This window comes from Microcoleus sp. CZ3-B2, from assembly GCF_036705055.1.
Lineage (GTDB): Bacteria > Cyanobacteriota > Cyanobacteriia > Cyanobacteriales > Microcoleaceae > Microcoleus.
Map to the genome: position 1 here is coordinate 52,161 of NZ_JAUBTN010000032.1, position 19,978 is coordinate 72,138.

25 protein-coding genes are annotated in these 19,978 nt (G+C 45.2%); 11 read left to right on the forward strand and 14 right to left on the reverse strand.

What is annotated here, in order from left to right; translation table 11 throughout:
• Nucleotides 1–259: 259 nt before the first annotated feature.
• Nucleotides 260–559 carry a ferredoxin gene (locus QUA97_RS15980; RefSeq protein ID WP_193971396.1) on the forward strand — a complete coding sequence of 100 codons (300 nt, stop codon included), beginning with the start codon at nt 260–262 and terminating at the stop codon, nt 557–559.
• A 262-nt stretch (nt 560–821) separates the two neighbouring features.
• Here QUA97_RS15980 and QUA97_RS15985 read toward each other — a convergent pair whose 3' ends face one another.
• From QUA97_RS15985 to QUA97_RS16000, 4 genes are all read right to left on the reverse strand, one after another.
• Nucleotides 822–2,477, reverse strand: a complete 1,656-nt coding sequence (locus QUA97_RS15985) for a SpoIID/LytB domain-containing protein (protein WP_194069242.1) — start codon at nt 2,475–2,477, stop codon at nt 822–824.
• 600 nt (nt 2,478–3,077) lie between these two features.
• On the reverse strand, nt 3,078–4,268 hold the full coding sequence (locus tag QUA97_RS15990) for a M20 family metallopeptidase (protein WP_333195202.1): 1,191 nt from the start codon (nt 4,266–4,268) through the stop codon (nt 3,078–3,080).
• 124 nt (nt 4,269–4,392) lie between these two features.
• Nucleotides 4,393–4,611: a helix-turn-helix domain-containing protein gene (locus QUA97_RS15995; RefSeq protein WP_333195203.1), complete on the reverse strand. Its 219-nt coding sequence runs from the start codon at nt 4,609–4,611 to the stop codon at nt 4,393–4,395.
• Nucleotides 4,612–4,668: 57 nt separating this feature from the next.
• Entirely contained in the window at nt 4,669–4,830 is a 162-nt protein-coding gene (locus QUA97_RS16000) for a hypothetical protein (protein WP_333195204.1), read from the reverse strand.
• Between the two features lie 5 nt (nt 4,831–4,835).
• Here QUA97_RS16000 and QUA97_RS16005 point away from each other — a divergent pair, with 5 nt between their 5' ends.
• From QUA97_RS16005 to QUA97_RS16015, 3 genes are all read left to right on the forward strand, one after another.
• Complete coding sequence (locus QUA97_RS16005; protein WP_190663608.1) at nt 4,836–5,069, forward strand: hypothetical protein; 234 nt, start codon at nt 4,836–4,838, stop codon at nt 5,067–5,069.
• Between the two features lie 253 nt (nt 5,070–5,322).
• Nucleotides 5,323–5,532, forward strand: a complete 210-nt coding sequence (locus QUA97_RS16010; RefSeq protein ID WP_194069246.1) for a hypothetical protein — start codon at nt 5,323–5,325, stop codon at nt 5,530–5,532.
• On the forward strand, nt 5,529–5,795 hold the full coding sequence (locus tag QUA97_RS16015; RefSeq protein WP_194069247.1) for a type II toxin-antitoxin system RelE family toxin: 267 nt from the start codon (nt 5,529–5,531) through the stop codon (nt 5,793–5,795). The genes QUA97_RS16010 and QUA97_RS16015 overlap by 4 nt, the downstream gene beginning before the upstream one ends.
• Before the next feature lie 49 nt (nt 5,796–5,844).
• Here the strand turns inward: QUA97_RS16015 and QUA97_RS16020 are convergent, their stop codons facing one another.
• The 9 genes from QUA97_RS16020 to QUA97_RS16060 form a co-directional block, all read right to left on the reverse strand.
• Nucleotides 5,845–6,027, reverse strand: a complete 183-nt coding sequence (locus QUA97_RS16020) for a PIN domain-containing protein (protein ID WP_333195210.1) — start codon at nt 6,025–6,027, stop codon at nt 5,845–5,847.
• A complete protein-coding gene (locus tag QUA97_RS16025; RefSeq protein ID WP_228050176.1) occupies nt 5,981–6,238 on the reverse strand; it encodes a hypothetical protein in 258 nt (85 codons plus the stop codon). The genes QUA97_RS16020 and QUA97_RS16025 overlap by 47 nt, the downstream gene beginning before the upstream one ends.
• Nucleotides 6,235–6,447 carry a type II toxin-antitoxin system VapB family antitoxin gene (locus QUA97_RS16030; protein WP_194069248.1) on the reverse strand — a complete coding sequence of 71 codons (213 nt, stop codon included), beginning with the start codon at nt 6,445–6,447 and terminating at the stop codon, nt 6,235–6,237. Before QUA97_RS16030 ends, QUA97_RS16025 begins: the two co-directional genes overlap by 4 nt.
• Nucleotides 6,448–6,851: 404 nt before the next feature.
• Nucleotides 6,852–7,118: a Txe/YoeB family addiction module toxin gene (locus QUA97_RS16035; RefSeq protein ID WP_194069249.1), complete on the reverse strand. Its 267-nt coding sequence runs from the start codon at nt 7,116–7,118 to the stop codon at nt 6,852–6,854.
• Nucleotides 7,115–7,339 (reverse strand): hypothetical protein, encoded by a 225-nt coding sequence (locus QUA97_RS16040; RefSeq protein ID WP_194069250.1) that lies wholly within the window; start codon nt 7,337–7,339, stop codon nt 7,115–7,117. The genes QUA97_RS16035 and QUA97_RS16040 overlap by 4 nt, the downstream gene beginning before the upstream one ends.
• A 222-nt stretch (nt 7,340–7,561) precedes the next feature.
• Nucleotides 7,562–9,346 (reverse strand): aspartate--tRNA ligase, encoded by a 1,785-nt coding sequence (gene aspS / locus QUA97_RS16045; RefSeq protein ID WP_333195205.1) that lies wholly within the window; start codon nt 9,344–9,346, stop codon nt 7,562–7,564.
• Nucleotides 9,347–9,507: 161 nt separating this feature from the next.
• Complete coding sequence (locus QUA97_RS16050; protein WP_333195206.1) at nt 9,508–10,107, reverse strand: hypothetical protein; 600 nt, start codon at nt 10,105–10,107, stop codon at nt 9,508–9,510.
• Between the two features lie 209 nt (nt 10,108–10,316).
• On the reverse strand, nt 10,317–10,628 hold the full coding sequence (locus QUA97_RS16055; protein WP_228050177.1) for a hypothetical protein: 312 nt from the start codon (nt 10,626–10,628) through the stop codon (nt 10,317–10,319).
• 15 nt (nt 10,629–10,643) lie between these two features.
• Entirely contained in the window at nt 10,644–10,796 is a 153-nt protein-coding gene (locus tag QUA97_RS16060; protein WP_228050178.1) for a hypothetical protein, read from the reverse strand.
• A 63-nt stretch (nt 10,797–10,859) separates the two neighbouring features.
• Here QUA97_RS16060 and crcB point away from each other — a divergent pair, with 63 nt between their 5' ends.
• Both crcB and QUA97_RS16070 read left to right on the forward strand, forming a co-directional pair.
• Entirely contained in the window at nt 10,860–11,456 is a 597-nt protein-coding gene (gene crcB, locus QUA97_RS16065; protein ID WP_333195207.1) for a fluoride efflux transporter CrcB, read from the forward strand.
• Between the two features lie 641 nt (nt 11,457–12,097).
• Nucleotides 12,098–13,444, forward strand: a complete 1,347-nt coding sequence (locus tag QUA97_RS16070) for an ABC transporter ATP-binding protein (protein ID WP_194069256.1) — start codon at nt 12,098–12,100, stop codon at nt 13,442–13,444.
• A gap of 343 nt (nt 13,445–13,787) precedes the next feature.
• Here QUA97_RS16070 and QUA97_RS16075 read toward each other — a convergent pair whose 3' ends face one another.
• Nucleotides 13,788–13,919 carry a hypothetical protein gene (locus QUA97_RS16075; RefSeq protein ID WP_333195208.1) on the reverse strand — a complete coding sequence of 44 codons (132 nt, stop codon included), beginning with the start codon at nt 13,917–13,919 and terminating at the stop codon, nt 13,788–13,790.
• A gap of 11 nt (nt 13,920–13,930) precedes the next feature.
• Here QUA97_RS16075 and QUA97_RS16080 point away from each other — a divergent pair, with 11 nt between their 5' ends.
• The 5 genes from QUA97_RS16080 to QUA97_RS16100 all read left to right on the forward strand — a co-directional run bounded on the left by QUA97_RS16080 (nt 13,931) and on the right by QUA97_RS16100 (nt 19,761).
• A complete protein-coding gene (locus QUA97_RS16080) occupies nt 13,931–15,667 on the forward strand; it encodes an ABC transporter permease (protein ID WP_194069258.1) in 1,737 nt (578 codons plus the stop codon).
• A gap of 89 nt (nt 15,668–15,756) precedes the next feature.
• Nucleotides 15,757–15,927 carry a hypothetical protein gene (locus QUA97_RS16085; RefSeq protein WP_194069260.1) on the forward strand — a complete coding sequence of 57 codons (171 nt, stop codon included), beginning with the start codon at nt 15,757–15,759 and terminating at the stop codon, nt 15,925–15,927.
• Between the two features lie 33 nt (nt 15,928–15,960).
• Nucleotides 15,961–16,848: an amino acid ABC transporter substrate-binding protein gene (locus tag QUA97_RS16090; protein ID WP_194069262.1), complete on the forward strand. Its 888-nt coding sequence runs from the start codon at nt 15,961–15,963 to the stop codon at nt 16,846–16,848.
• Nucleotides 16,849–17,214: 366 nt separating this feature from the next.
• Nucleotides 17,215–18,612, forward strand: coding sequence for a magnesium transporter (gene mgtE / locus QUA97_RS16095; protein WP_194069264.1), 1,398 nt, complete (start codon nt 17,215–17,217; stop codon nt 18,610–18,612).
• A 204-nt stretch (nt 18,613–18,816) separates the two neighbouring features.
• Nucleotides 18,817–19,761 (forward strand): hypothetical protein, encoded by a 945-nt coding sequence (locus QUA97_RS16100; protein WP_194069266.1) that lies wholly within the window; start codon nt 18,817–18,819, stop codon nt 19,759–19,761.
• The last annotated feature ends 217 nt before the right edge of the window (nt 19,762–19,978 follow it).

Below are 19,978 nucleotides of genomic sequence, written 5' to 3' on the forward strand. Positions count from 1 at the left end.
CCCGGTTATTTTGCGTAAGTCTTGCAGCAACAGTATCACAAGGCTGAGTCGCGCATAGGTATAAGTAATCAAGATGAAATTAGAAAAAGTTATAACTAATCCCATTCAAATTTTTTGTAAATGAGTGTTGCAAGCTTGCTTCTTTCCCCTAATATCATAAAGGGAACGAACCTAAGAGTTAATCTCAGAGCTCATACAGCCTTGAAGGTTGCATTAGGAAAAATTATCAATATTGTTGAATTTTTGAGAGGATTAGTGCATGGCAACTTACAAAGTTACCCTCATCAGCGAAGCCGAAGGAATCAACCAGACCATTGACGTTGATGACGATACTTACATTCTAGATGCTGCCGAAGAAGCAGGACTCGACCTCCCGTATTCTTGCCGCGCTGGAGCTTGCTCCACCTGCGCCGGCAAAATCACATCAGGCGAAATTGACCAATCTGACCAATCTTTCTTGGATGACGACCAAATCGAAGCCGGATTTGTTTTGACCTGCGTCGCTTATCCTAAGTCTGATTGTACGATCGAAACTCACCAAGAAGAATCTCTTTACTAAGTAAGGATTTTCGGCGCGATGCGTTAAGTAACCCGGTTTTTCGTTTTCGTAATTGAGCTATTTGAGTTCAATTACGTTAACAAACCGGGTTTCTGCGTTACAGACAGCGGTTGAAACCGCTTCTGGTCAAACAAAACCCGCAGGCGTGCCGGTTGAAGCAAAGACGGTTAATATTAGGTGATTTTCTTCAGTCCGCTTGGTATGGACTTCGTTTGTCGAGGCGCGATTTCCATCGCTGACTCTGATGGCGATTCTGAATAAACTATTCCCGCCAAAATGTAATGGAATCGTTGAGGGGGACAACTTGAGCGCCGGGAAAATAAAAGTTGAGAATTCGATCGCCACTCCAGCCCAAATTAGCTAAATTGTAAGAACCAGTCTGACTCATTCCCACGCCGTGTCCGAAACCGCCTCCGACAAAAGCATAACCGTTGAGAGTTTTGTCTGGATTGTAAATCGGTTCTAGATAAAAAAGCGTGCTAATCGGCGGGTAAAAAGCATTGCGAATCTCATCTTTTTCGATATCGATGGAGCCCAAGTCAGTTTGAACCTTCATTTGCAAAACTCGACCGGCGGGCGACCTTTCCACCACTTCCACCTGAGTGAGAGTTTTAAAATTAGCTAGCGGGTGCTGTTTCTTTTGAAGATACTGTTTGAGAAATGCCCCAATCGATGTCAAAGAAACTTCTTCGCGCCAGCGGAAAGTGTCTTCTTTTTCCTCATTAAACCCTGTTTTGAGAGTCATAAAGCGGCGGAAGTTGTTTTCGTCAGACAAGCTCTGCTTTGACAAATCCCAGACGTTCTTGGGGGAATCGATAATCGATCGCAAATATGGACGTTCCGGGCCGTGCCACACATCGCCAAAAGTAGCTGTCACGCCGCCGCTAGACGCAGAATAGAGCGCGTCTACGAGCTGATTTTGATAAGTTAGCACCAAACCGCTCGTTTGGGCGATCGCCTTATCGCTTTGCGGATAAACCTCCGTCAAACCTTTATAAACCTGACAGTTAACATCAGCGCACAACTCATAATTATCCACAGCAAACCTCCGCAAATTTCTCAGGGCGTAGGTTCTCGCTAAAATAGTTTGAGCGACAATCGAAGCGTAAGGCGAAAAAGCCCCTATTTCGTGAGGAACAACACCCCGCAAATAAGTTTCCGTCGGCACCTCATTAACTAAAGTATAAGTGCCGTAAGAATTTTTTTGCAGGTGCAAACTGCCACCATAACGGCGAGTTTGTTGAAGAACTTTTTCGGGTTCAGTAGCTGTCGCCTCTTGAGTAGTTTGTTCCAATACCTCAATCGTATTTTTGCCCGCCGTCACATCCAACTCATTGCGGTTGAAACGAAAGCCATTTAAAATCCAAAATGCTTGGGGTATTTGTTTAATAACTTTGGAATCTAAAAAAGCTGTTTTGTTACCTTGAGCTTGCAAACTTTGCAACAGCCAGCGCCGCACAATCGGAGAATTATAAATATCTCTTTTTGCCCAAACTTGCCAGCGCAAAGGTTGGGCAATTTCTACATCAATACCCTTAGCGCGCCACTGATTGGCGCTATCTTCTGCGCTTTCAAAACTGCGGTGGGAGCTCAGAACAACTCGTTCTTCTACTAATGGCGATTGCAGAGGTTTATTGGCAATTTCTAGCTTGATGCTGGGAGCAGTTTTGGTTTCTGTGCCTTGAGGAGTTTTGTAACTTAATGTTAAGCTGTCGCCCGGTAATGCTTTCAGCGTGAGTTTGTCGGTGGCTTTATTACCAAACCGCTGCACCACGCCAATTTTGATGAGTCTATTTTGGGGAGTTTGGGCGTTTCCCGCAGCGCCCAAAATCGGCAACAGGCAAAATGCGGCGAATACAGCGCGAGAAATGCAGCTAAACCATTTGTAACTTGGAGTTGGAGGTGTTTGAGCGAACACAGTTATCTGTCTCCAGATAGTTGAAATTTGGGGAGTTTTGATTTTACGTTAGCACATTTGGCGGCTGCGGAGAGGGGAATTGCCGGAGATAGGCCAATATACTTGGGCTAGTCGCGAGTTCAGAAACCGGGTTTCTTCGGAGATTTGTCGCTACTAAACGTACAATTTCCAAGAATACCCGGTTTCTAGCCTCCCACGATCAGCCCTGAAACTGTCCAAACTGCACTAACTAATATAGCCTTTCTACCGAAAGATGAGGTACTATGCGGGATAGGGCATAGGCCAAACCGGGCATGAGGCTCTCCTCACTTTTGTGCGAACCGCTATATTGTGTCTGGTGGATTGATAACAACAAGATTAATGCGATCGTTCGGACTTCAGTCCTCTAATTTGGAAAAAAACTGAATTCCTGACTGCGAACCTATGTTAATTTTGGGTAATTTAACGGCAAGGATATATATCAATTCCGGTTGCACTCATACATGATGTTAACAGTTAACAGTCAACAGTCAACAGTCAACAGTTAACAGTCAACAGTCAACAGTCAACAGTCAACAGTCAACAGTGAATTTACTATTCCGATGAACAGAGGATTTGATATCACTTAGTTGCTTGCTGTTTCCAATACTGACAGGCGGCATAGGCTAAGGTGACAGCGCCCGTAACTATAGCTGCTTCATCCACCTCAAACTGCGGGTGATGGAGGGGATAGTTGGGTTTGTCAGCCAGTCCCACTCCTAAGCGAAACATGGTTCCCGGTGCGTGTTCTAGATACATTGAAAAATCTTCGGCGCCGAGGGATGGTTCTGGTAAAATTTGGACGCGCGATCGACCTAAAGCTTCTAAAGCCGCAGTTTCTACTAATTGCGTCAGTTTTGGGTCGTTTTGGACTCCGGGCACGCCGCGCTTGTAGGTGAGTTCGTATTTGGCGCCGTAAGTCGCGCAGACGCTGGAAACAATTTGTTCGATCCAAGCCGGTAGTTTTTCGTGGGTTTCGGGATGGAGCGATCGCACGGTTCCCAATAATTTTACGCGATCGGCAATCACGTTGGGCGCCCGTCCGCCGCTAATTTGCCCGATCGTCAAAACCACAGGCCTCAAAGGATTTTGCATCCGGCTAATTGCCTGCTGCAAACTGGTAATTACTTGAGAAGCTATCCAAATTGCATCGATCGCCTCGTGAGGACGCGCACCGTGGCCGGATTCGCCCATTACAATCACTTCTAGGTCATCCGCCGCCGCCGTCAGTGCCCCGTGGCGGATACCGACACAACCGCCGGGAATCGTCGGAAAAACGTGCACTCCGAGGATACCGTCAACATCTTGCATCGCCCCATCTTGAATCATCCATTGAGCGCCTTGGGCAATCTCTTCTGCAGGCTGAAACAAGAAGCGGACGTTACCGGGCAATTTTTCTTTTAACTTCGACAAAATCATTGCCGCGCCCAAACCGACTGTGGTGTGGATATCGTGGCCGCAGGCGTGCATCACTCCGTCGTTGCGGGAGGCAAATTCTAGGTTAGTACGTTCTTGAATTGGCAAAGCGTCCATATCGGTGCGAATTGCCAGCCACCGGGACTCGCTGCTGTCAACTTTGAGCTCGCCGAGCACTCCTGTTTTGCCGATTCCTTCGATGGCGCGGACTCCGCTGGATGCGAGAACACCGGCTACATAGGCGGCGGTTTGGTATTCTTGGCCGCTGAGTTCGGGGTGGGAGTGGATGTGGCGGCGAATTTCGATCAAGCGGGGTGCGAGGGTAGCGGCTAGTTCTTGGATGCGGGCAAGAAGCATAGATTATCTTGGGGAGTGCGGTACAAGCTGTAGTCAACTAGGTTAACGCAAATATCTGAGGTTAAACTCACATCAAGCACCATTCTCGCTTAACAGGATGCCTGTTCCACAAGAACATTTTTGTTTAGCGATCGGGATTGTCCTCTTCATACACCATTAAATCTCCCGGCTGACAGTTCAGTGCTCTGCACAAAGCGCTGAGAGTGGCTTCGTCAATTCGGGTGAGTCGGCGACGGGTTTTGATTTTAGACACAGAAGTGGGGTGCATCCCAATTCTAGCCGCCAATTCTTTATTGCTGATATTGCGATCGGCCATCACAACTGCCAATTTCCAACGGATCACTGCTGATGCTCAACTGCTAGCGATAACTTTGCAAGCAAATGTTACCATTCTGCAACCTTAACTATCCCTTAAGTTGTCGTTGCGAGCATTTATTTTGTCGTAACGATTGACAAACGGCAGCGATTGAACTAGACTCAGGATGTACAAACGGAAAAGCGATCGCCCCCCTGGCCTGGAAAACTGGAGGGCGATCGCAATTCCACTATTCGTGTAATTCAAAGTCTATGATATCACAGCCAAAATCAGTTCCCGAACTGCTCCGGGAAGAAATTCCTGATGTACCTCAAGGTAAGCAACCGATTCGTTTGCTGTTGTGCGGCGTTCCCAAAGCGGTAGACAGCATCGTTAATCTGTTACACGTTTTAGGTTTTGCAGAAGTTGGGGAATGGAGCCCGCCTCTACCATCGCCGATAGCGGGTGAGGTGATTCGGATTTTAACCCGTTACTGGAAAGAGTAATTGTTGAGGGCGATCGCACGAATTGAAAAAGTGCGATCGACCTTTCTGTCTCATTTAGGGCTTACCCATAAATACCAAAGAAACCGGGTTTTTCACGACAGTTAAAGGCCCGGATGCAGTATTTCCGTAAAAAACCCGGTTTCTGACTACCCGCAAACCAACGTTGGCTAGAATAAATTTAATTAAATTAAAAATAAATTTGCGGCATTTCGTGATAAAATAAAAACCTAAAAATAATCCTACAAAAAAAGCAATGTCTGAAATTACTCTAGACGAAACCAAACTTAAAGAATTGCTCAAAGCAGCTATTTTTGAGTTGTTAAAAGAACAAAAAGAAGTCTTTTCGGAAATTTTAACCGAAGCCCTAGAAGATATAGGGATGGAAAATGCTATCAAAGAAGGTGAAAATACTGAAACAGTCAGCCGCGACCAAATCTTCAAAATTTTGAAGGGACAACCATGATTGTTGAGTTTAGAAAAAGCTTTGAAAAGGATTTACTCAAGATTCTTGATGCCAACTTGTTTGAAAGAATTCAGGAAGCGATAGAAGACGTTGAGAATGCAGAAAAATTAAATGAAGTCAGCAATCTTAAAAAACTCAAGGGCGATGGAGATTACTATCGCATTAGGCTGGGAGATTACCGCATCGGTATTAAAGTTAATGATGGCATAGTCTGTTTTGTCAGGATACTGCATAGGAAAGAGATTTACAGATACTTTCCGTAATCATTTCAGCCTTCACCCCATCCTCACCAACTCAAACTAAAATTAATCTTTAATTATTGTCAGGTCGGAAGCGCAAGCAATTGAGCGATCGCACTTTCTGAATAGTTTCAAAATCGCGATCGTTATGAACTAGAATAAGTTGGTACTCGATCGCAAGTTGGGCAATGCAGCAGTCGATACTACTTCTAACCGTTAACCCAAGGCGCTTGCAAATCGTAGTAAATCCGAGCAGCCGCTACCCAAGTATTAGGCGTAGACTCGATGTAGTCTTGTTCTTGGAGATAAGTTTCTAATAGTGTCCACTCCCGTTCATCTCGACAACCTTGCAAAAGTTCCATCTGAGTAAATCGGTTCAGGAAAATACTTTCATCATTAATTATTGCTTCCAAGGATTGGCGTACTACACCTGTCTTGTCGCGCAAAACGCCAGACGGAAGTATCAATCAGAAACATTTTTGTTTTCCCGCAAGGCTTTATAATCGTAGTCAGTCGAGAATTGAATTTGTCCGCTTAAATCGAGTAGGTTCCGCTTTTTTCGGGTGCGAATTAATTCTTGCAAAGCAAAGTCAATCAGTTCTTTTTCTGTCTTGAAATTGGTTAAGCGAAAGGCTTCTTTAACCAACTCTTCGTTAAGTTCAACGGGGATTTTCATGGTTAATCTTTCATCTCATTGTAATAATACTTACAAGCCACGATCGCAATTTTGTCATCCGCAACTTGGTAAACTAATCGTTTTTACCTGTTTTTGATTGTGATAATTATAGCGTTTTTAGTTTAATGACAACGAAGTATTCTCGGAAAAAACCCGGTTTCTGACGGCGCACAAATCAAAGAAACCGGGTTTTTCCCAGTTTCTAGGATGTGTGACGAGTATTCTGGAAAAAACCCGGTTTCTCGCCACCCATCCACTATTCATTGAAGGTATTTTAGATACCTATGTTTTCGGTACGTAAGTCGATCGCACTTGCAACTCCTTCAACTGCTTCTCATCCACACCAGCCGGCGCATTCGTCAGCAAACAACCAGCCTGTTGAGTCTTCGGAAACGCAATCACATCTATTCAGTGTAATGATACTTACAAGCCACGATCGCAATTTCTCGATCCGTAACTTGGTAAACTAAACGATGTTCGTTATCAATGCGCCTAGACCAAAAACCACTTAACTCGTATTTCAGAGGTTCAGGTTTTCCCAATCCTTCAAAGGGCGATCGGTCTATATCTTTAATCAATTCTACAATTTTGCGATAAATCTTTTTGTCTAATTTTGCCCATTCATTAAAATCTGCAAAAGCAGAAGATTCAAAAACAATTCTTCTGCTCATTGCAAATTCTCTAAGTTAACTTCAACTAATTTTTCCCCCTCTTTAACATTTTCAATAGCTTTTAAAAGTCTATTTTTGTTGACTTCAGATTTCAAAAGATATTCGGTTTCATCACACTCAGAAACAATTATTTCAATCTCTTTATCTCCAAAAGTCGCCTTAATTTGTTCTAAAAAATGATGATTGAGTTCGCTGGCTTTTAAACGATAAACTGTTGACATCGTTTTTACCTATTTTCGATTATGATAATTAGAGCGTTTTTAGTCTAAAGACGTGGAATGTAACTAGAGCATACAATATCAGCGAAAGTTTTGACTCAATGACAGTCAAGGACGCAGAATCGTGTCTGTCATGCTGAACAAAACGCAGTGTAGTGAAGCATCCAGCGAGATGCTTCCCTTCTCTCAGCATGACACATAGGCTTTGCCTAAGTCCCGATCGCCTTATGACTTGGGCGTATAAGTCGATCGCACTTGCAACTCCTTCAACTGCTTCTCATCCACACCAGCCGGCGCATTCGTCAGCAAACAACCAGCCTGTTGAGTCTTCGGAAACGCAATCACATCGCGAATCGAATCCTCGCCCGCCAACAGCATCACCAACCGATCCAAACCGTAAGCAATCCCGCCGTGGGGCGGAGTTCCGTACTCAAACGCATCCAACAAAAAGCCGAACTTATTGTAAGCTTCCTCCGTCGATAAACCGATCGCCTCAAACACCTTTTCCTGAACATCCCGCTGATAAATCCGCAGAGAACCACCGCCCACTTCCGTGCCGTTTAACACCAAGTCGTAAGCTTGAGCCCTCGCCGTCTTCAAATCGTGAATATCGTCAGGATGCGGCGCAGTAAACGGGTGATGGATAGCTTCCAAACGCTTCTCGTCAGCGTTCCATTCAAACATCGGGAAATCCGTCACCCACAGCAGATTCATCTTCTCTTTGTCGATCAGTCCCAATTCGTTACCGACAAACAAACGCAATCTATCCAAAGTCTTATTGACAGCAGTCGCGTCGGCTGCTGCAAACAACAACAAATGACCAGGTTTCGCGCCCGTGCGATCGAGCAATTCCTGTTTTTGCGCTTCCGTCAAATTATCCTTAATTGCGCCGATCGTATCAATTTCGCCATTTTCCCGCACCCGAATAAAAGCCAATCCCTTCGCACCGGCTTCCGTGGCTTCCTTAAACAAATCGCCTTTTTTAATCCGTTCGTTAGAAAAAGCCTCATTCCCCCCCGGAATCGGCAAAGTTTTCACAATTCCGCCCGCAGCAATCGCCCCAGAAAATACCTTAAATCCCGAATCTTTCATCAAATCGGAAACATCGATTAATTCCATACCGAAACGAGTATCCGGTTTGTCGCTACCGTAGCGATCCATTGCTTCGGCGTAAGTCAAACGCGGGAAAGGACGGGGCAATTCTACGCCTTTGACACTTTGGAAAATTTGGCAAACTAAACCTTCGTTTAATTCCAGGATTTCTTCTAAAGACATGAAACTCATTTCCATGTCTAATTGCGTGAATTCCGGCTGTCTGTCGGCGCGCAAATCTTCATCGCGGAAACAGCGGGCAATTTGATAGTATCTGTCAAATCCCGAAACCATTAACAATTGTTTGAACAACTGCGGCGACTGCGGCAAAGCATACCATTCGCCCAAATTGACGCGGCTGGGAACTAAATAATCTCTGGCACCTTCGGGAGTCGATCGAGTTAAAATCGGCGTTTCAATTTCCATAAAATTGCCGACATCTTCCAGGTAACGGCGCATAGCTTTGACAACTTGGTGGCGAAGCTGCAAGTTGCGACTCATACGATCGCGCCGCAAGTCCAAATACCGATATTTCAGCCGCAAATCTTCCCGCACATTTTCATGATCCGCCGTGGAAATCTGAAACGGTAACAGCTTGCGAACCGCATTTAACAACTCAATTTCGTCCGCGTAAATTTCTATTTCACCCGTAGGCAATTTCGGGTTGAGGGAATCTTCGGGGCGGCTGGTGACTCTACCGGTAATTTTAAGCACGTATTCGCTGCGCAAAGACTCAGCGCCGTGATAGGAGTCGGGGGTGCGTTCAGGATCGCTGACAATTTGCACAATACCCGATCGATCGCGCACGTCGAGAAAAATCACTCCGCCATGATCGCGGCGGCGATCCACCCAGCCGTAAAGGGTGACAGTCTCTCCGATATGTTTGCTTCGCAGGTCGCCGCAGTAGTAAGTTCTCATGGTTCGGGGTTTTGGACTAAAAATAAAGCTTTTTTATTATGCAGTATGGCTGAACCTTTTGCTGAATGCAAATTAAAGGGCGATCGCTATTAGCCCGCCCAGTTTGGAAACCGGGCGGGCCCGCGCGATCGACTATCGCAAGACTGTTGCGGAAAATCTTTCTAGGAATCGCGGCGATCCGACTTGTCACAAAACGCCGTTAGCGAGTTCCATGCAGACTTAGCCGTTTCCTTCAAGCGAGTGCCCAGCGACTCAATTTCTCCCACAACAACGTGCCAATTTTTTTCAGTTTGTTTCTGAATGTCGTCAACAGCTTGTTCGATGCGATCGCGTTCGACCAATTTATTTTGTTCCACCGCTTCTCGCGCTTGTCGCACAGCTTTCAAATAAGCTTCGCGGCTGACTTCGCCGGCATCTTGTACCTGCGCTTGCGCCCGCGTTTTAATTGCATCAAGTACCAGCCAATTTTTCTCGGATTCTTTTTTGATCAGGCTGACTGCTTCTTTCATTCTGTCTTTGGCGATCGACTTATTTTCGTCGATCGCCTCACTGGCTTTCGTCACAGCTTTCAAATAAGCTTCGCGGGTGAGTTCGCCGGCGGCTTGAAATTCGGCAGCGGCGCGTTTTTTGATTGATTCAAACAAAGCCGCAGTTTCTGCGATCGTTTCATCAGTCGCGTCGGGCATCTCTTGTTTGACGATCGCCGTCGTTTCGGGAGTTACCTCTACAATTGTTGTCTCAGTCAAATTTGGATCTGTCATATGAATTATCTCCTTTCTTAAATCTGCTGCGAATGGACTTTGTATTTATAGCGCCAGAATTCATTCTGGCATTTTAGCATTGAAACCGCCTGTCGGATACCGCCCACTTACAGGTACGGTTTAGCGTACTTAAATTTATGATAATTCCCTTCACCTAACAACCCACAACAAACTTAATTTTTTAACATCAAAGTTTAAAATTTAAAATTTCAATCTTCGCCCTGCAAATCTCCGACATCGCTAGTCTGTAACAATTGGTGACTTTTTTGGGCGTACAGCCAAGATTGAGGAAATTTGTATCGATCTAGGAGGATATCTTCGAGGGTGACTTTCATCTGATTGGCGCAGATGTGCGGTGGTACTTTGCGCGTTCCCGTGCTCATGTCGGGAATTGCGATCGTTTCAATGATATGTTTGACCGGCGTTCCGTCTGCAACAGTGCCATGTTTTACCAAACTTAAAATAGCGCGGGTTGCTAGATAAACATTTACTGTTTCTGTTAAAATTGTGAGAACCCGCATGAGTGGGGCAGCTATCTAATAGGGAACTTCATCATGAACTGTATCTACAACTTCTGCCAATCCTACTAAAAATTCGCCGTGATGGCGAGTCTGAATTAGTTTTTGCAGGCGTTCTTGAACGTGACCTTCAAAATACTCCGAAATTTTTAAACTTAAGCCACAGTCCATGAACCCAAAACTCTTCGCCCGACTAACAAAAGCATCGCATTTTACCTCAAAAATTGAGCCTCGGTGGATCTTGACGTTTTCAGTATTGCCGCCAGTGCTTTCCCAAGCTTTAACTCAATCATCCTCTGCTGTTGGCAGCACAATTTGCATAAAAAATCTCAATTGATTTTAATTGGCAACAGCCTGAGCGATCGCCCATTTGATTGTACAATATTTTACATGAATCAGCTCAGTATCAAATCTAAAATCTCAAATTGTTTGATGCTACAAGACCCGAATCTCCGACACCCGATCGCCATTAGTTTCGGTGCCATCGCCGGCGCTTTGAGCAGGTATTATATCACCTTGTGGTTTGCCAACCGTTTCGGTACAGCTTTTCCCTACGGAACTTTTTTTATTAACATCACCGGTTGCTTGGCTATGGGATTTTTTATCACCCTCGCTTTTGAACGGGTGCCGGCGATTCCGACGGAAGTGCGGTTAATGGTTGCGACGGGCTTTTTGGGCGCTTATACTACTTTTTCGACTTACGGTTTAGAGTCAAATGTCTTGTGGCGCGATCGAGCTTACAGCCTTGCCACTTTTTACTGGGTTAGCAGTGCCATACTTGGAGTAATCGCCGTTCAGTTAGGCAGCCTTTTAGCACAAATTGGCAAATAGATAAATACAGTTTACATTTTTTATTAGAGACAATCGAGCACCTGTAGGGAAACAGCAATGCCTAAGTCCGGCGAGTTATCGGCAAATTAAAGATAATTTGTATAAAATCAGTCATTGTAGCAATAATATTGAAAATTAATCTCAAAATCCAGTTTTTTTAGAGAAACCAAGTTTTGGCGATCGCTCATCATTTCAGCTTTAATTGATATCTCGCAGATTTTACCCATTGTCGCCAGCAGGTCTTGCGAAAAATGAGTTTATGGGGTATAGGTATGGAAACCCAAGAATCAATTTTAAAACCAGCGGACGGGAACTCCTGTCTGCAGACAAATATCCGTTGTCAGTTTACGATCGGGGCTATTTCATTCTCAGGAAAATCAGGATTTTGTAGGCGTCGTGGATGGTGCGGGCCGACCCTCCCCTGTCTAGGAGGGCGATCGCGGGGGGATTGGCCCTACAAAGAATGAAATAGCCCTGAGTTTATGATAGTTTTGGTCTAATGACCAATGACCAATGACTAATGACCAATGACTAATGACCAATGACTAATGACCAATGACTAATGACTAATGACCAATGACTAATGACCAATGACCAATGACTAATAACTAAACTTAAACAACAAGCGAGGGGGTTTAGCTGTGATAGCTAAAACAGCAACAGAGTGCCTCATTACCTTAAAAGGCGTTAGCAAAGCTTACCAGCAGCCAAACGGTCAAAAAATTTCTATTTTAGAGCAAATTAATTTAGAATTGCGATCGGGCGAAATAGTAGCTTTGCTCGGCCCTTCCGGGTCAGGTAAATCAACATTGATGCGGATGATAGCCGGACTAATTCCGCCCAGCGAAGGTCAAATTTTCTACCACAATCGTCCTTTAGTCGGCTTAAATCCTGGGGTGGCAATTGTATTTCAAAACTTTGCTCTTTATCCCTGGTTGACGGTACTAGAAAATGTAGAATTAGGCTTAAAAGCTAAAGGAGAAATGCCCGAACCGCGCCTCCAAAAAGCCTTGAAAATGATTGATATTATCGGTTTGGACGGATTTGAAAATGCTTATCCCAAAGAACTTTCGGGCGGAATGCGGCAGCGGGTGGGATTTGCTAGAGCTTTGGCGGTGGAACCCGAACTGCTTTGCATGGATGAACCGTTTTCAGCTTTAGATGTTCTGACTGCTGAAAACTTGCGGTTTGAGTTATTAGATTTGTGGCTGGAAAAAAAGATTCCCACCAAAGCTGTGTTAATCGTAACTCACGGGATTGAGGAAGCGGTTATTTTAGCCGATCGCATTGTAGTCCTCGGCCGCAATCCGGGGCGAATTCGCGCCGACTTGACCGTGAATTTGCCGCACTACCGCGATCGCAAAACAGTCGAATTCCAAACTCTCGTAGACCAAGTTTACAAAATCCTCACCAATCCCGAATTGAGCTGCGTCACAGTGACAACACCCGCTGAAAGTACCGCTACTACTGCGTCTGAAGCTCAACCCGCCCCAACGCCTAAATACCAATCTCTGCCGCAGGTGCGAACAGGTGCGATCGCAGGTTTGCTGGAACTCTTAGAAGACCGCCAAGAGAAAGACCTCTACCGCCTCGGTCAAGAATTAATGCTAGAGGTAGACGACATTTTGCCGATCGTCGAAGCAGCAAAATTAATGGAATTCCTAGTAATCCAAGAAGGCGACCTGCTTTTAACACCAGTTGGCCTTCAATTCATAGCCGGCGGAATTGACCAGCGAAAACAAATTGTCCGCACCCAAATTATCAGCAACATTCTCCTCGTACAGCAAATTTATAGAATGCTTCAGGCCAAGCGCAATCACCGCATTTCAGAAGAGTTAATTCTGGATATTCTCGAAGCCCACTTTAGCCCGAAAGAAGCAATAAGACAATTGCAAACCGCGATTGATTTGGGTCGCTATGCCGAGTTGTACAGCTACGACGAACCAGGAGGCGAAATATTTTTAGAATCAGAAGTCAACAATCAGTAGTCAATAGTCAGTAGTCAGTAGTCAGTAGTCAGTAGTCAGTGGTCAGTAGTCAGTGGTCAGTAGGGGCGGTGGATGGTGCGGGCCCGCCCTCTTAGTAGTCAGTAGTCAGTAGTCAGTAGTCAATAGTCCTTAGTCATTAGTCATTAAGCTGTCGCGCAAATAAACATTGCATATTGGCTCGTTACCAGGCTGTGCCTGGTAATGCAGATCCCGAGGCTCTGCCTCTCTTTACCCCCTGAGCTTCTGGAGAGAGAAGTGTGGCAGATGTTTAATTTATTAAATTTTGGTTCCTTACATGAAATTTAAATGCAGAACAGCTTAGTCAGTAGTCAGCAGTCATTTGTCAGCAGTCATTACTGGTTGACAATGCCCAATCCCTCCGCTTCGCGCTCGCCCAATCCCTCCGCTTCGCTCCGCCCAATCCCTCCGCTTCGCTCCGCCCAATTCCCTGTTTGCCCAATGCCCAATTCCCCATAACTAATAATTATGACAAGACCCCTAATACCCGCCAATCAAACTTTAGAAAGATCCGCTTGGACTTGGCAAGACGGATTGCTGATTCTAGCGATATTTTCTCTAATTTTCGTAATCGTTCAAACAGCATCTCAATTCAACGGTGAGTACAACCCTAATTTTAAAATTGAAACCACACTAAATGTCTTGCCAGGGTATACAGCCCAGACTCTTTTACGCATGACAGCCGCCTATTTTTTATCCTTGCTATTTACCTTGGTTTATGCTTATTCTGCTTACCGTTCTGCCCTAGCAGCAAAAATTTTAATTCCCTTGTTAGATATTTTGCAGTCAATTCCGGTTTTATCTTTTTTGCCCGGAGTTGTTTTAGCCCTAGTGACTTTATTTCCAGGTCAAAGAATCGGCGTAGAACTCGCATCGATTATCTTAATATTTACTGGAATGACTTGGAATATGACCTTTAGTTTCTATCAGTCGCTTTCCGGCATTCCGCAAGAACTAAAGGAAGCTGCACGAGTTTATCGCCTCAATGCTTGGCAGCAATTTTGGACGTTAGAATTGCCCGCTGGTGCGATCGGACTGGTGTGGAACAGCGTCATGTCAGTGGCTGGCGGGTGGTTCTTTTTGATTGCGATCGAGTCTTTTACCTTGGGCGACAAAAATTTTAATTTGCCCGGACTTGGTTCCTATTTGGGCAAAGCAGCCAATGAAGGCAATTTTGGGGCGATCGGTTGGGGCTTAGCAATATTAATTGGTGTGATTGTAGCGATCGACTTTTTTATCTGGCAGCCTTTAATTGCTTGGGCAGAAAAATTTAAATATCAAACCGTGGAAGCTACCAACGTACCGCAGTCAAAGGTGTTGGATTTTTTAAGGCGATCGCCCACACTGCGGGTGTTGAAATCGCGGATTTCGCCCCTTGGCGACAGTTTCGATCGCACTTTAGCCAGAGCTTTTACACCTGCTAACTTACCAAAAAGCGATCGCCCGCAAAGCCGCCTCGGAAATTGGATAAATTGGCTGTTTCTGTGCGGGTTTGCCGCGATCGTGCTTTGGGGAACATGGGAAGCAGTGCTGCTGCTCAGGTTGCTGAGTTTTTCGGACTGGCAAAAAGTCATGGGAGGTGCATTTTTTACCGCTTTACGAGTCATTTGCGCCCTATTTTTATCGCTGTTGTGGACAGTACCCCTCGGAGTGGCGATCGGGCGAAATCCGCGTTTAGCTCAACTTTTGCAACCCTTAGTACAAATAGCCGCTTCTGTACCAGCAACGGCTTTATTTCCTGTATTGCTGCTAGCTTTAATTCACGCAGGAGGCGGCTTACAAATAGGTTCTGTGGCGTTGATGATGTTGGGTACAATGTGGTATTTGCTGTTTAATGTGATTGCCGGCGCTCAATCCATACCATCGGAATTGTTTGAAGCCGCGCAAGTTTACAAGCTTTCACTAATTCAGCGCTGGAAAACTTTAATTATTCCCGGAATCTTCCCTTACTTAATTACAGGAATTATTACGGCGGTGGGGGGAGCTTGGAATGCGAGTATTGTCAGCGAATACGTGCAGTTTAAAGGTGAAATAATTAAAACAAGCGGCTTGGGCGAGACGATTTCTGAAGCCACGGCATCGGGCAATTTTCCTCTGCTATTAGCAGCCACTTCTGTGATGTCGCTGCTGGTGGTATTGACTAACCGTTTGGTGTGGCGGCCGCTTTACCGTTTGGCACAAGAAAAGTATCAGTTATTGGTTTAATTTGGATGCCAAATAGGATGGCAATCTAGCGATCGACTTTCGTTAAATCAGTAACTAATTATTGTCGCAAAACTACCATTGAACTTGAAATGATGCAGTTAACCGGTTCCCCGGAACTTCCTGGGAACCCATGCCAGCAAAGAAGAGCCTCAGCACGCGATTTAGTCGGCATAGCCGATCGCTCTGCCTTACCAGGCATAGTTCAAAAGCGCCCCATTAACTCCCAAAATATATTGACAATATTTGTTTTATTTGTATAATATAATCGGTCAAATATTTATAGAAATGCCAAAGTGACAAGCAAAAAAATCACCAGCAAAAGCCTAAAGTTTGCAGCGATCGGCTGCGTCTTATCGATATTGTTTCCCGCAGTTTTACCTTCAGTTGCCTCCGCCGAAACAGCACTGCAAGAAATTAAGCAAACCGGCATTCTGAAAGTCGGCATCAGAAAAGATGCTGCTCCCTTCGGCTACTTGGAAGGCGAAAAGTGGCAAGGAGTTTGCATCGAAGGGTTAGAGCTTTTCCGAGCTGACTTAGAAAAGAAATTAAATCGCTCTGTTCGGTTAGAAAAACTCGAAACCAACCTCAACGAATCAGCCGAAAAAGGGCGATTTCGTAGCGTCACCAGCAAGCGCGCTCACCTGGAATGCGGGCCCAATACAATCCTCCAAAATCCCCCCAGCGGAATTGCCTATTCGCTACCCTTTTTATACAGCGGCACCTATCTGTTAGTCAAGCCAGAAAACAAACTGAGAGTCAATCCTTCGGGATTCCTGCAAGGGGCGACAATTGGCGTGTTGAGCGGTTCTCTTACCGAACAATTCATTGCAGGCAGATATCAACTAGCCAACCAGAAAATTTATCAAGGTATGGCGGGGAGAGAGTCTGGTGTAACAGATGCGGCAGCAGGAAAAATCGATGCCTTCGCCAGCGATGGAATGCTGTTAGTTGGAGAAGCGCTGAGACAGGGTTTAACTCAAAACCAGTATTCTTTGATACCGGAGCAGCCTTTAACCTGCATTTCCTATGGCATGATCCTGCCTGCAGGTGATACTGAATGGAAAGAAACGGTCAATAATTTTATTCGCAATCAAAGTTCTACGAATTTGTTGGAAAAAGTGTTCGGGCCCAATTCTCCTTTCCTACCGATGAGTGTCGCCGATCAAAATAAATGTATTTGATCCCAAATCGGTTCAACAGTTGACAGCATATAGGTGGACAGTTACCCCGCGCTCGATCGCCAGGAGATTGCGGGCGAGGAAAATTAATTTTTTTCTTCGATCCTTCAAGGGAGAGGCTTTAAACCAATTTTTTCTGGTAAAGTGCGGATTGTGTCATGGCAAGTTCGATCGCTGCGACGAGTGGTGTCAATAGGCTCTAAACTGGATTCAGGAAGGCGCGCAGCACAGGTTTATACCAGTTTCCCCCAAAAATGTAACTGTAGGTAAACTCCAAAACCGCTGACTCCGTAAGTCATCCCCAATTCTTTAATCGATAATCTTCTATGCGAAAATCGAAAAGCGAAAAGGGCATTAGGAGGGTCATCAGTGACAGAAAAAAGTTATCAATCGTCTTCGCTTCCCACTTATGCGCGAAAAGAACTGCGGGAATTAGTTCGATCGCAGTTAAGGGCTTTGTTAGAACAAGGAGACTTTAAAGGAGCAAAAGCGATTTTGCATCCGGTGCAGGAGGCCGACATCGCTGAAGCGATCGAAGGCCTGCCAGAAACCATGCAAGTAATAGCTTTCCGGTTACTTTCCAAAGACGAAGCCATCGGAGTTTACGAATATCTCGACTCCAGCGTTCAGCAGTCCCTCTGCGAAAAATTCAAACGCCAAGAAGTCCTCGACATTGTAGACAAAATGTCGCCGGACGATCGAGCAAAACTGTTTGACGAACTGCCGGCGATATTAGTCCGCCGCCTTTTAGGTCAATTGAGCCCAACAGAACGCGAAGCTACGGCCCAACTTTTGGGTTACGAAGCCAGTACCGCCGGCCGGATCATGACCCCAGAATACATTTCTCTCAAAGAAAGCTTTACCGTCGCCCAAGCTTTAGACCGAATTCGCTCTTTGGCTAGAACTACTGAAACAATTTATTCTCTTTATGTCACCGACGCAGCCCGCAGCCTGACGGGCATTTTATCCTTGCGGGATTTAGTCACTTCTCCCCTGGACAAAACTGTCGGCGAAATTATGACCCGCGATGTAGTTTCTGTTCAGACTGGAACGGATCAAGAAGAAGTAGCTAGGCTGATCCAGCGTTACGATTTTTTAGCAGTGCCCGTTGTAGACCGCGAACAGCGTCTTGTGGGGATCATTACAGTTGACGATGCGATCGACATTTTAGAAGAAGAAGCCGATAAAGATATTTATACCTTGGGCGGTGTCCAGTCCGGCGGCGACAATTATTTTCAGACCGATTTGATCACGGTTGCTCGCAAAAGGGTCGTGTGGCTGTTTGTTCTGCTCTTAACCAATACAGTCACTGGGGCAATTATTAGAGCGCAAGAAGATATTTTGCAGCAAGTAGTCGCCCTAGCAGCCTTTATTCCGCTGCTGACGGGCACTGGAGGCAATGTCGGAGCCCAGTCTTCAACAGTTATAATTCGCGGTTTGAACACTGACGAAATTACGGCGATGGGCCCGTTTAAAGTAATTGTGCGCGAGGGGATGGCGGGAGCGCTGTTAGGAGCTATATTAGGGACTGTAGCAACGGGCTGGGCTTACACTCTGCAAGGGAATTTAGCAGTGGCAATCGCAGTGGGAGTAAGTTTGTTGGCGATCGCAATTTTAGCTTCTCTTGCCGGTTCATCTCTGCCGTTTCTATTTCGTTCTTTGGGTTTAGACCCAGCTTTAATGTCTGCTCCTTTTATTACCACCGCCGTTGATGTCCTTGGAGTTTTGATTTATTTCTCTTTAGCTCGGGTAATTTTGCAGATTTAATATATTTAATGAGATCACGGTTAATAAAAAATTTAATTTGTTTTTCACCGCTGCTCAATTCACGGCCTGCATCCGATCGCACTTTATTTTTACCTGCATATTTATAGTTGATTTAAAAATAATGCAATTATAGGCAAACTCCCAACTCCCATAGACCTCGGTCATTCCCAATCAAAAATCAAAAATCAAAAATGGTATTAGCCTATGTCACCATCCAATTCACCAACTACAATCAAAAAATCCCAGCCTAGCAATTTGTTAGATACTGCTGAATTGGTTTTTCTGGCTGCTTCGGCTGCGGGATTGGCTGCTAGTTTGGTTTGGCAGCAGGGCGTTTATGTCGAAGTGCCTGTAGTGATTTCGCTGGTGTTGAATTTTGTGAACCGGCAGAAGCTGCACGGCCAAGTTAAAACAAGTACGGCGGCTGTGTTCGATCGCGTAAATCAACAAGCAACTATTACCGATCGCGCGATCGAGCAATTGCAACTTGCTGTAAATACCCTAGACGAAGCCCTAGGCCAAACATCTCGCGAAAACCTCAATGTTGGATCGGGAGAAAACGTACACTCTCTAATTTCCGCCATTGAGAACCTGCGCCAGCGACTAATCATTTTAGAAAAAACGATTAAAATGATTCAAAGCGAGATCGAAGTCACCAGTCGCCAATTCAAACAGCGCCCGGAGTTGCAACAAATCGAAACTTTGACAACAATCATTCTCGACTTGCAGCAGTTTATCAACGAACTGCCGCAGTGGGGCAGTTTGCAGCAGCGGCAGCTAACAGAAATTCAGCAAAAAGCAGACAATGCTTTGGTCGAGCTTGCTCAAGAAATTGCTGCAATTCCCAACCGCGTACAGGAAGCTGTAGCTAATCGTGGCGGTGCAATCAACCCGCAGTTGAACGCCGGTGGTTCGAATTTGGAGTCTGACAGTTCTCAGATGCCCGATCGTGTCTATCAACCTAAAAACCAGAACGATAAAATTCGCCAAAAATATCCCAGAGCTTATGTAAAGTGGAGTCAGGATGAAGACGAAAATTTGCAGAAAGAATATGCTAGCGGTCAACAAATTGGCGAATTAGCTCAGAGATTTCAGCGACAGCCGGCTGCTATTCGTTCGCGCTTACAAAAACTAGGATCGATCGAATAATATCAAGGGCATTGGCCCGCGCAGGGCATTGGTTACTATTTCACGAAAATTGAGAACCGCTATATCGAGACTAATGATATCAATTCCGGTTGCACTCATACATGATGTTAACTGTTAACAGTCAACAGTCAACAGTGAATTTATAGTCATTTCAAATAAGTATGAGACTATTTAAAAATGAGGTAAAATGAATAAAAATAGTGAAGCTGCTAGGAAA